This window comes from Streptomyces sp. TRM64462, assembly GCF_013362995.1.
Lineage (GTDB): Bacteria > Actinomycetota > Actinomycetes > Streptomycetales > Streptomycetaceae > Streptomyces.
The window spans coordinates 21,116-31,635 of sequence record NZ_JABWDV010000312.1 but is presented as its reverse complement, the minus strand read 5'-3'; the positions used below and the strand labels follow the sequence as shown (position 1 = coordinate 31,635).

Sequence of the window (10,520 nt, the reverse complement as noted above, 5' to 3'; positions counted from 1 at the left end):
TACTCACCCTCTCGGGCTTTCCTCCGGGCGCTTCCCTTCGGTGTTTCCAACCTTACCAGATCCTTTTCCGTTCCGTTTCCGGTTCGGAATTCGTTTCCAGTGGCCGTTGGAGGGCCTTTGCCTTTCGGCTCATCCGACTTTATCAGAGGTTCTGAGTCGGATTTTCCGGCCCGCTCCGGATCTTCGGTCGCACACAGGCGAGCCGGGGTTCCCGGTCGGGCGGAGCCGTAAACGTACTGGAGCGGGGCGCCCCGATGCAAATCGAGGCGCCCCGCTCCTGGTCCTAGCTGGCGGAGCGTCAGACCTCCACCACCACAGGGAGGATCATCGGGCGACGGCGGTACGTGTCCGAGACCCACTTGCCGATCGTGCGGCGGATCAGCTGCTGGAGCTGGTGCGGCTCCACGACACCGTCCTGGGCCGACTTGTTCAGGGCGTCCTCGATCCTCGGGATGACCGCGTCGAACGCGCCGTCGTCGATGCCCGAGCCGCGTGCCTGGAGGTGCGGGCCGCCGACGATCTTGCCGGTCGTGGAGTCGACCACGACGAAGACCGAGACGATGCCCTCCTCGCCGAGGATGCGGCGGTCCTTCAGGGCGCCTTCGGTGACGTCTCCGACCGAGAGGCCGTCGACGTACACATAGCCGGCCTGGACCTTGCCGACGATCTTGGCCTTGCCGTCGATCAGGTCGACCACCACGCCGTCCTCGGCGATGACGATGCGGTCCTTGGGGACGCCCGTGAGGGCGCCGAGTTCCGCGTTGGCGCGGAGGTGGCGCCACTCGCCGTGGACCGGCATCAGGTTCTTCGGCTTGCAGATGTTGTAGAAGTACAGCAGCTCGCCGGCGGAGGCGTGGCCGGAGACGTGCACCTTGGCGTTGCCCTTGTGGACGACGTTCGCGCCCCAGCGGGTCAGGCCGTTGATCACGCGGTATACCGCGTTCTCGTTGCCGGGGATGAGCGACGACGCCAGGATCACCGTGTCGCCCTGGACGATGCGGATCTGGTGGTCCCGGTTGGCCATGCGGGAGAGCGCGGCCATCGGCTCGCCCTGGGAGCCCGTACAGACGAGGACGATCTCGCTGTCCGGGAGGTCGTCGAGCGTCTTGACGTCGACGACGAGTCCGGCGGGGACCCGCAGGTAGCCCAGGTCTCGGGCGATGCCCATGTTGCGGACCATCGAGCGGCCGACGAAGGCGACCCTGCGGCCGTACTCGTGGGCGGCGTCGAGGATCTGCTGGATGCGGTGGACGTGGCTGGCGAAACTGGCCACGATGATCCGCCGCTGGGCGCCGGCGAACACCGAGCGCATGACGTTGGAGATGTCGCGCTCGTGCGCCGTGAAGCCGGGGACCTCGGCGTTCGTGGAGTCGGACAGCAGGAGGTCGATGCCCTCCTCGCTGAGCCGGGCGAAGGCGTGCAGGTCCGTGAGGCGGTTGTCCAGCGGGAGCTGGTCCATCTTGAAGTCGCCGGTGTGCACCACCAGGCCCGCGGGCGTACGGATGGCGACGGCCAGGGCGTCCGGGATGGAGTGGTTGACGGCGATGAACTCGCAGTCGAAGGGGCCGAGGCGCTCGCGGTTCCCTTCCGAGACCTCAAGGGTGTACGGCCGGATGCGGTGCTCCTGGAGCTTGGCCTCGATCAGGGCGAGGGTCAGCTTGGAGCCGATCAGCGGGATATCCGGCTTCAGGCGGAGCAGATAGGGGACGCCGCCGATGTGGTCCTCGTGGCCGTGCGTGAGGACGATCCCGTCGATGTCGTCGAGACGGTCCCGCAGGGTGGTGAAGTCCGGCAGGATCAGGTCGACGCCGGGCTGCTCCTCCTCGGGGAAGAGGACACCGCAGTCGACGATCAGCAGGCGGCCGTCGTACTCGAAGACGGTCATGTTGCGGCCGATCTCGCCGAGACCGCCCAGGGGGGTGACGCGGAGGCCGCCGGCGGGCAGCTTCGGCGGGGCGCCGAGCTCAGGATGCGGATGACTCAAAAGACTCTCCTCACCACGCACGCCACGTGCCGCTGAGACACGTGGCGCGCGTGATTTTCATACAGGTGCAATGGACTGTTTTCCTGCGTGCGCAGGTCGTGCGTATTCAGTTGTGAAGTCCGGTGTCACAGCTCGACTCCGCCGGCGGCGAGGTCGGCCTTGAGCTGGGCGGTCTCCTCCGGCGAGAGCTCCACGAGCGGCAGCCGCAGCGGTCCGGCGGGCAGGCCCTGGAGGGTGAGCGCCGCCTTGGTGGTGATCACGCCCTGGGTGCGGAACATGCCGGTGTAGACCGGGAGCAGCTTCTGGTGGATCTCGGTGGCCTTGTGGACGTCCCCGGTGAGGTGGGCGTCGAGGAGGGCGCGCAGCTCGGGTGTGACGACGTGGCCGACGACCGAGACGAAACCGACCGCGCCGACGGAGAGCAGCGGGAGGTTCAGCATGTCGTCGCCGGAGTACCAGGCGAGGCCGGAGCGGGCGATGGCCCAGCTGGCGCGGCCGAGGTCGCCCTTGGCGTCCTTGTTGGCGACGATGCGGGGGTGCTCGGCGAGGCGGACGATCGTCTCGGTGTTGATCGGGACGCCGCTGCGGCCGGGGATGTCGTAGAGCATCACGGGCAGCTCGGTGGCGTCGGCGATCGCCGTGAAGTGGCGGTACAGGCCTTCTTGCGGGGGCTTGTTGTAGTACGGGGTGACGGCGAGGAGGCCGTGTGCGCCGGCGCGTTCGGCGGCGCGGGCGAGCTCCAGGGTGTGGTGGGTGTCGTTGGTGCCGATGCCGGCGACGACATGGGCCCTGTCCCCCACGGCCTCCAGGACGGCCCGTACGAGCTGGTCTTTCTCCGCGTCGCTGGTGGTCGGGGACTCGCCGGTGGTGCCGTTGACGATCAGGCCGTCGTTGCCTGCGTCCACGAGATGGGTGGCGAGCCGCTGAGCGCCGTCGAGGTCGAGCGCGCCGTCCGCCGCGAAGGGCGTGACCATAGCGGTGAGGACCCGCCCGAAGGGGGTCTGCGGAGTGGAGATCGGAGCCATGGGTAACACGCTACTCGCTGCTCAGCGCGTGGGGTCCCCTCGGGGACGTGTGGGAGAGGAGCCCGGCACTGCCTGCTCGGGGGTTCAAGCAGTGCCGGGTCCGTTTGATCAGCCTAGATGAACTTCCCAGAACGTCGCAATATGGACACTTCGGACGGTTGATTCGTACGCGTGTGCGCCACCCGTCTTATGGAGCGATACGACCGTTGCTGTTGAAGGCCGCGTACGTCAGCGGCATGAGCTTCGCCCACTCCGCCTCCATCTTCTCGCCGACCATCTCGATCTCACGCTGGGGGAACGAAGGCACCTTCGCCAGCTCGTGCTGGGTGCGCAGGCCGAGGAAGTGCATCAGCGAGCGGGCGTTGCAGGTGGCGTACATGGACGAGTACAGGCCGACGGGGAGGACCGCGCGGGCGACCTCGCGGGCGACGCCCTCGGCCAGCATCTTCTGGTACGCCTCGTATGCCTGGAGGTACGACTCCTCCATCGTGCCGGCGACGAGCTCATGCTGGTCCTCCGTGCCTTCGACGAAGACGTACTTCCCGGGGCGGCCCTGCTGAACCAGCTTGCGGGAGGTGTCCGGGACGTAGAAGACCGGCTGCAGCTCGCGGTAGCGGCCCGACTCCTCGTTGTACGACCAGCCCACGCGGTGCCGCATGAACTCGCGGAACACGAAGATCGGGGCGCTGATGAAGAACGTCATCGAGTTGTGCTCGAAGGGGCTGCCGTGCCGGTCCCGCATGAGGTAGTTGATGAGGCCCTTGGAGCGCTCCGGGTCCTTCGTGAGCTCCTCCAAGGACTGCTCGCCCGCCGTGGAGACGCGAGCCGCCCAGAGCACGTCTGAGTCGTGAGCGCTGCTTCTGACCAGATCAACGGTCACATCACTGCGGAGGTGCAGTTTGGCGCTCTCAGAGGAAGTGGTGGGCACGAGGGTCCTTCCGGCATTGCGCAGAGTGGGGCGCCGCCCACTTTAGTCAGTCTCACGCGGCACCAAATCACTCGTCCACGCGTCTGTACCGGTAGACCCGCACAGCACCAGGAGGAGAGCCGACCATGTACCGCCGGCGAGAGGCAGTCCCGTTCGCGTTCGTCGCCGAGACGGACCGCTTCCGCAGTAACGTCACCCCTCCGGCGCAGCAGCGTCCGACTCTGTCGCAGGTCGCTGGTCGTACATTGATCGGGCTGACTGTGGTGGCCGGTCTCGTGGGGTCTCTGCTGTTCGGGATGCCGGCGTTGCAGGCGGGTCCCGCGGCCGGGTCCACGCAGCAGTCCGAGGCCTCCGACGGCCGCTGACGCGTACGGCCCCCTGCTGTAGCCGGTCGCGGCGGGGCTGGGTAGCCTCACCGGGCACAGCCCGAACGAGCGTGCGTAGAGTTAAGGATCTGTCGTGCCCCTGCCCTTTCTGACGGCCGACCGTGCTTTCGAAACCGCCGACGACGATGCGGCTCTGCCGTTCGACGACCACGACCAGTGGCGGCGTCCGTACCGGCCGGGGCCCTGGCGGGTCGCCGCGGCCGCGCTGGGTCTGCTGATCGCCGCGTTCCTGCTGCTGGCGGCGCTGATCGTCGCGCTGGCCGGGGACCTGCGGGCGGCGGGCGTGTGCGTGGGCACCGCCGGTGCGGTGATCCTGGTCGCGCTGCGGCTGCTGCGCGCGGGGACGTGGGTGAGCCGGTACGGCGTACGACGGGTGCGGTTCTTCCGGACGGTGACCGTGCCGTGGGCGCGGGCCGGGCGGCTGCGGACGGTGCAGCAGCCGGTGCGGCTGCTGGCGCTGCCGCGGAGCGTGCAGGGGCAGGCGCTCGTCCTCGTACCGCACGGGGGCGGCGGGGAGCCGCTGGCGCTGCTCACCGACCACGACGCGGACTTCCTGGCCCGGGTCGAGGCGTTCGACCGGGCCGCGGACGCGGTCGAGGCGTGGCACGCCGAGTACGGCGCCCACGCCTCGTGACGCTCAGGTCCTGAGCGCGCGTCCTTCGTGGAGGGCGATCGCGCGCTGCATCGCCTTGCGGGCCCTCGGGGTGTCGCGGGCGTCGTGGTAGGCGACGGCGAGCCGGAACCAGCAGCGCCAGTCGTCCGGCGCGTCCTCCGTCTCAGCGCGGCGCCGGGCGAACACCTCGTCCGCCGCGTCCCGGTCGATACGGCCGTCCGGCGTCCGCTTCAGTTCGTCGGCCGGGAGGCCGCCCTCCGCCTCCAGTGCGGCCGCCAGGCGGTTGGCCCGGGTGACGAAGCGGGTGTTCATCCAGAGGAACCACACGCCGATGGCCGGCAGGACCAGCGCCGACACTCCGAGGGTGACGGTGAGGACGGTGCCCTGCTGGATCAGGGCCACGCCGCGGCCGCCGACCAGGACGAACCAGACGACCAGGAACGCGGCCATGACGAAGTACGTGATCTTCGCGCCCATGGGGATCAGCCGAGGTCCAGGAAGTTTTCCAGGCCGAAGGTGAGGCCCGGAGTGGTGACGACCCGGCGGGCGCCCAGCAGGATGCCCGGCATGAAGCTGCTGTGGTGCAGCGAGTCGTGGCGGATGGTGAGCGTCTCGCCCTCGCCGCCGAGCAGCACCTCCTGGTGGGCCAGCAGCCCTCGGAGCCGTACCGCGTGGACGGGCACGCCGTCGACGTCCGCGCCGCGGGCGCCGGCCAGGGCCGTGGCGGTGGCGTCGGGCTGCGGGGCGCAGCCGGCCTGGGCGCGGGCGGCGGCGATGAGCTGGGCGGTGCGGGTCGCGGTGCCGGACGGAGCGTCCACCTTGTTCGGGTGGTGCAGCTCGACGACCTCGACGGACTCGAAGTACGGGGCGGCGATCTGCGCGAACTTCATGGTGAGGACGGCGCCGATGGAGAAGTTCGGGGCGATCAGGACGCCGGTCCCGGGCGACGCGTCCAGCCAGGTGCCGAGCTGCGCGAGGCGCTCCTCGGTCCAGCCGGTGGTGCCGACGACCGCGTGGATGCCGTGGCGTACGCAGAAGTCGAGGTTGCCCATGACCGAGTCGGGCGTGGTCAGTTCGACCGCGACCTGGGCACCGGTGTCGGTCAGGGCCTCCAGCTTGTCGCCCCGGCCGAGGGCCGCGACCAGCTCCATGTCGTCCGCGGCCTCCACGGCTCGTACGGCCTCGGAGCCGATCCGGCCCTTGGCGCCGAGCACGGCCACGCGCAGCTTGCTCATCCTTGCTTCCTTACGGGGTTGAGGCGGGCAATCGGTCAAGAGACGGCCTCGTCCAGGCGGTCCGCCTGCTTGTCCTTGAGCGGGCCGATCACCGCCAGCGAGGGGCGCTGTCCCAGCAGCTCGCCGGCGACCTGCCGTACGTCGTCGGGGGTGACCGCGGCGATATGGGCGAGCAGGTCGTCGACCGACATCTGGTCGCCCCAGCACAGCTCGCTCTTGCCGATGCGGTTCATCAGGGCGCCCGTGTCCTCGAGGCCGAGGACGGTGGAGCCCTTGAGCTGGCCGATGGCGCGCGCGATCTCGTCGTCGGTCAGCCCTTCGGAGGCGACCCGGTCCAGTTCGTCGCGGCAGATCCGCAGCACGTCGTGGACCTGGCTGGGGCGGCAGCCCGCGTACACGCCGAACAGGCCGCAGTCGGCGAAGCCCGAGGTGTACGAGTAGACGCTGTAGGCCAGGCCGCGCTTCTCGCGGACCTCCTGGAAGAGCCGCGAGGACATGCCGCCGCCGAGGGCGGTGTTGAGCACGCCGAGGGCCCAGCGGCGGTCGTCGGTGCGGGCGTAGCCGGGCATGCCGAGGACGACGTGGGCCTGTTCGGTCCTGCGGTTCAGCAGCTCGACGCGGCCGGCCGTACGGATGGCGCGCGCGCCGTCGCGGGGGGCGACGGGGACGGCGTCGGTCCGGGTGAGGGCGCCGGCCTTGTCGAAGGCGCGGCGGACCAGGCGTACGACGGTGGCGTGGTCGATGTTGCCCGCGGCGGCGACCACCAGGTGGGTGGGGTCGTAGTGCTTCTTGTAGAAGCGGGCGATCCGGTCGCGGGTGAGGTCGTTGATGGTGTCGACGGTGCCGAGGACGGGGCGGCCCAGCGGGGTGTCGCCGAACATCGTCTTCGCGAACAGGTCGTGGACGACGTCGCCCGGGTCGTCCTCGGTCATCGCGATCTCCTCGAGGATGACGCCGCGCTCGGCGTCCACGTCCTCCTCCGTGATCAGCGAGCCGGTGAGCATGTCGCACACGACGTCGATGGCGAGGGGCAGGTCGGTGTCGAGGACCCGCGCGTAGTAGCAGGTGTACTCCTTCGCCGTGAAGGCGTTCATCTCGCCGCCGACCGCGTCGACGGCGGCGGAGATGTCGAGGGCCGACCGTCGCCGGGTGCCCTTGAAGAGGAGGTGCTCCAGATAGTGCGTGGCGCCGTTGAGGGCGGGCGTCTCGTCGCGTGAGCCGACGTGGGCCCAGATGCCGAAGGTGGCGGAGCGTACGGAGGGCAGGGTCTCGGTGACGATGCGGAGACCGCCGGGGAGGGTGGTGCGGCGGACCGTACCGATGCCGTCCTTGCCCTTGAGAAGCGTTTGGGTACGGGCGACGGCCCGCGCCTCCGAGGAGGTGCGGGCCGTCGCCCTGAGGTTGCGGGACGTCACTTGTCGGCGTCGTCCTTCTTGGCCTCGGCGCCCTCGGCGGCCTCGTCGTCGGCGAGGACCGGGATGAGGGAGAGCTTGCCGCGCTGGTCGATCTCGGCGATCTCGACCTGGACCTTGGAGCCGACCGCGAGCACGTCCTCGACGTTCTCCACGCGCTTGCCGCCGGCGAGCTTGCGGATCTGCGAGATGTGCAGCAGGCCGTCCTTGCCGGGCAGCAGGGAGACGAACGCGCCGAAGGTGGTGGTCTTGACGACCGTACCCAGGTAGCGCTCGCCGACCTCCGGCATGGTCGGGTTGGCGATGCCGTTGATCGTGGCGCGGGCGGCCTCGGCGGCCGGGCCGTCGGCGGCACCGATGTAGATGGTGCCGTCGTCCTCGATGGTGATCTCGGCGCCGGTGTCCTCCTGGATCTGGTTGATCATCTTGCCCTTGGGGCCGATGACCTCGCCGATCTTGTCCACGGGGATCTTCACGGTGATGATCCGCGGGGCGTTCGGGGACATCTCATCCGGGCGGTCGATCGCTTCCATCATCACGTCGAGGATGTGGAGGCGGGCGTCGCGGGCCTGCTTGAGGGCCGCGGCCAGGACGGAGGCCGGGATGCCGTCCAGCTTGGTGTCGAGCTGGAGGGCGGTGACGAACTCCTTCGTACCGGCGACCTTGAAGTCCATGTCGCCGAAGGCGTCCTCCGCACCGAGGATGTCGGTGAGGGCGACGTAGTGCGTCTTGCCGTCGATCTCCTGCGAGATCAGGCCCATGGCGATACCGGCGACGGGGGCCTTCAGCGGCACACCGGCGTTCAGCAGCGACATGGTGGAGGCGCAGACCGAGCCCATGGACGTCGAGCCGTTGGAGCCCAGCGCCTCGGAGACCTGGCGGATCGCGTACGGGAACTCCTCGCGCGTCGGCAGCACCGGCACGATGGCGCGCTCGGCGAGCGCGCCGTGGCCGATCTCGCGGCGCTTCGGCGAACCGACGCGGCCGGTCTCACCGACGGAGTACGGCGGGAAGTTGTAGTTGTGCATGTAGCGCTTGCGGGTCACCGGCGAGAGGGTGTCCAGCTGCTGCTCCATGCGGAGCATGTTGAGCGTGGTGACGCCCAGGATCTGGGTCTCGCCGCGCTCGAACAGGGCCGAGCCGTGGACCCGCGGGATGGCCTCGACCTCGGCGGCGAGCGTACGGATGTCCGTGACGCCGCGGCCGTCGATGCGGACCTTGTCCTTGATGACGCGCTCGCGGACCAGGGACTTGGTCAGGGAGCGGTACGCCGCGGAGATCTCCTTCTCGCGGCCCTCGAACTTCGGGAGCAGCTTCTCGGCGGCGACGGCCTTGACGCGGTCGAGCTCGGCCTCGCGCTCCTGCTTGCCGGCGATGGTGAGGGCCTGGGTCAGCTCCGTCTTGACGGCGGCGGTGAGCGCCTCCAGGACGTCGTCCTCGTAGTCGAGGAAGACCGGGAACTCGCCGAGCGGCTTGGCGGCCTTGGCGGCGAGGTCGGCCTGGGCCTTGCACAGGACCTTGATGAACGGCTTCGCGGCCTCGAGACCGGCGGCGACGACCTCCTCGGTGGGGGCCTCGGCACCGCCCTTGACCAGCTCGACGGTCTTCTCGGTCGCCTCGGCCTCGACCATCATGATCGCGACGTCGCCGTCCTCCAGGACGCGGCCGGCGACGACCATGTCGAAGACGGCGTCCTCGAGCTCGGTGTGCGTCGGGAACGCGACCCACTGGCCCTTGATCAGCGCGACACGGGTGCCGCCGATGGGGCCGGAGAACGGCAGGCCGGCCAGCTGCGTGGAGCAGGAGGCGGCGTTGATGGCGACCACGTCGTAGAGGTGGTCGGGGTTGAGCGCCATGATCGTCTCGACGATCTGGATCTCGTTGCGCAGGCCCTTCTTGAAGGACGGGCGCAGCGGGCGGTCGATCAGGCGGCAGGTGAGGATCGCGTCCTCGGAGGGGCGGCCTTCCCGGCGGAAGAAGGAGCCGGGGATCTTGCCGGCCGCGTACATCCGCTCCTCGACGTCGACGGTCAGCGGGAAGAAGTCCAGCTGGTCCTTCGGGTTCTTGGAGGCGGTGGTGGCCGACAGCACCATGGTGTCGTCGTCCAGGTACGCCACCGCGGAGCCGGCGGCCTGCTTGGCGAGGCGGCCGGTCTCGAAGCGGATGGTACGGGTGCCGAAGGCGCCGTTGTCGATGACGGCCTCGGCGTAGTGGGTCTCGTTCTCCACCAGCGGTTTCTCCGTTTACTTGTCGTCGTGCTTGTCGTCTTTTCGTCCGTGCGCCCGTGTGACGCGGGACGGGGCGGAGAGAGCGCGCCTTGTGTGCGGGCCGGTCTTCGATCGAAGCACCCGGGTGCACCCTTTCGGGTGGTGTGGCCCGGGGGCCACTACCGAGGACCGGCGACGGCGAGGCGGTCTCTCCTCGGTGCCATGGTCGCGCTATGTCCGCTTCATGGCGATTGCTTTATGTCGTTGTGCGACCAGATTACTGAGCTTGTGCCCAGGAGCGCATTCCGGTCGTGTGCGCGTACAGCAAAACGTGTGCGCGTACAGCAAAAGGAGCGGCTCCCGGTCGGTCGGGAACCGCTCCCTTCACGGCGTCTTACTTGGCGCCGCCGGCCGCACCGCGGCGGATGCCGAGGCGGTCGACCAGCGTACGGAAGCGCTGGATGTCCTTCTTGGCCAGGTACTGCAGCAGGCGGCGGCGCTGGCCGACGAGGATCAGCAGACCACGGCGGGAGTGGTGGTCGTGCTTGTGCGTCTTGAGGTGCTCGGTCAGGTCCGAGATGCGGCGGGAGAGCAGCGCGACCTGGACCTCGGGGGAACCGGTGTCGCCCTCCTTGGTGCCGAACTCGGCCATGATCTGCTTCTTCGTGGCGGCGTCGAGAGACACTCGGTACTCCTCATTGGTGTTCGATGCGCCCGCGAGTGCCCCTGG

At 69.4% G+C, this 10,520-nt stretch carries 10 protein-coding genes; 2 read left to right on the top strand and 8 right to left on the bottom strand.

Annotation, left to right across the window (positions count from 1 at the left end; genetic code table 11):
* Nucleotides 1-298: 298 nt before the first annotated feature.
* The 3 genes from HTZ82_RS15580 to thyX form a co-directional block, all read right to left on the bottom strand.
* Complete coding sequence (locus tag HTZ82_RS15580; protein ID WP_175409984.1) at nt 299-1,984, bottom strand: ribonuclease J; 1,686 nt, start codon at nt 1,982-1,984, stop codon at nt 299-301.
* Between the two features lie 125 nt (nt 1,985-2,109).
* Nucleotides 2,110-3,009, bottom strand: coding sequence for a 4-hydroxy-tetrahydrodipicolinate synthase (dapA, locus tag HTZ82_RS15575; protein WP_175409983.1), 900 nt, complete (start codon nt 3,007-3,009; stop codon nt 2,110-2,112).
* A gap of 187 nt (nt 3,010-3,196) precedes the next feature.
* Nucleotides 3,197-3,937, bottom strand: coding sequence for an FAD-dependent thymidylate synthase (gene thyX, locus HTZ82_RS15570; RefSeq protein WP_175409982.1), 741 nt, complete (start codon nt 3,935-3,937; stop codon nt 3,197-3,199).
* A gap of 125 nt (nt 3,938-4,062) precedes the next feature.
* On the opposite strand from thyX, the gene HTZ82_RS32270 reads away from it, so the two are divergent.
* Nucleotides 4,063-4,302: a hypothetical protein gene (locus HTZ82_RS32270; RefSeq protein ID WP_254711883.1), complete on the top strand. Its 240-nt coding sequence runs from the start codon at nt 4,063-4,065 to the stop codon at nt 4,300-4,302.
* Between the two features lie 94 nt (nt 4,303-4,396).
* The gene (locus HTZ82_RS15565) at nt 4,397-4,957 is read left to right on the top strand and encodes a hypothetical protein (RefSeq protein WP_175409981.1); all 561 of its coding nucleotides are present in this window, start codon (nt 4,397-4,399) and stop codon (nt 4,955-4,957) included.
* A 3-nt stretch (nt 4,958-4,960) separates the two neighbouring features.
* Here the strand turns inward: HTZ82_RS15565 and HTZ82_RS15560 are convergent, their stop codons facing one another.
* The 5 genes from HTZ82_RS15560 to rpsO form a co-directional block, all read right to left on the bottom strand.
* Nucleotides 4,961-5,413, bottom strand: a complete 453-nt coding sequence (locus HTZ82_RS15560) for a hypothetical protein (protein ID WP_175409980.1) — start codon at nt 5,411-5,413, stop codon at nt 4,961-4,963.
* Nucleotides 5,414-5,418: 5 nt separating this feature from the next.
* A complete protein-coding gene (gene dapB / locus HTZ82_RS15555; protein WP_175409979.1) occupies nt 5,419-6,171 on the bottom strand; it encodes a 4-hydroxy-tetrahydrodipicolinate reductase in 753 nt (250 codons plus the stop codon).
* A 35-nt stretch (nt 6,172-6,206) separates the two neighbouring features.
* Nucleotides 6,207-7,586 carry a pitrilysin family protein gene (locus HTZ82_RS15550; protein WP_175409978.1) on the bottom strand — a complete coding sequence of 460 codons (1,380 nt, stop codon included), beginning with the start codon at nt 7,584-7,586 and terminating at the stop codon, nt 6,207-6,209.
* Complete coding sequence (locus tag HTZ82_RS15545; protein ID WP_175409977.1) at nt 7,583-9,811, bottom strand: polyribonucleotide nucleotidyltransferase; 2,229 nt, start codon at nt 9,809-9,811, stop codon at nt 7,583-7,585. Before HTZ82_RS15545 ends, HTZ82_RS15550 begins: the two co-directional genes overlap by 4 nt.
* Nucleotides 9,812-10,184: 373 nt before the next feature.
* Nucleotides 10,185-10,475, bottom strand: a complete 291-nt coding sequence (gene rpsO / locus HTZ82_RS15540; RefSeq protein WP_175409976.1) for a 30S ribosomal protein S15 — start codon at nt 10,473-10,475, stop codon at nt 10,185-10,187.
* Nucleotides 10,476-10,520: the final 45 nt, after the last annotated feature.

What these genes read in the sequence shown, in the direction of transcription:
- HTZ82_RS15560 (WP_175409980.1), bottom strand. Translation starts at nt 5,413, where the DNA reads ATGGGCGCGAAGATCACGTACTTCGTCATGGCCGCGTTCCTGGTCGTC.
- HTZ82_RS32270 (WP_254711883.1), top strand. Translation starts at nt 4,063, where the DNA reads ATGTACCGCCGGCGAGAGGCAGTCCCGTTCGCGTTCGTCGCCGAGACG.
- dapA (WP_175409983.1), bottom strand. Translation starts at nt 3,009, where the DNA reads ATGGCTCCGATCTCCACTCCGCAGACCCCCTTCGGGCGGGTCCTCACC.
- dapB (WP_175409979.1), bottom strand. Translation starts at nt 6,171, where the DNA reads ATGAGCAAGCTGCGCGTGGCCGTGCTCGGCGCCAAGGGCCGGATCGGC.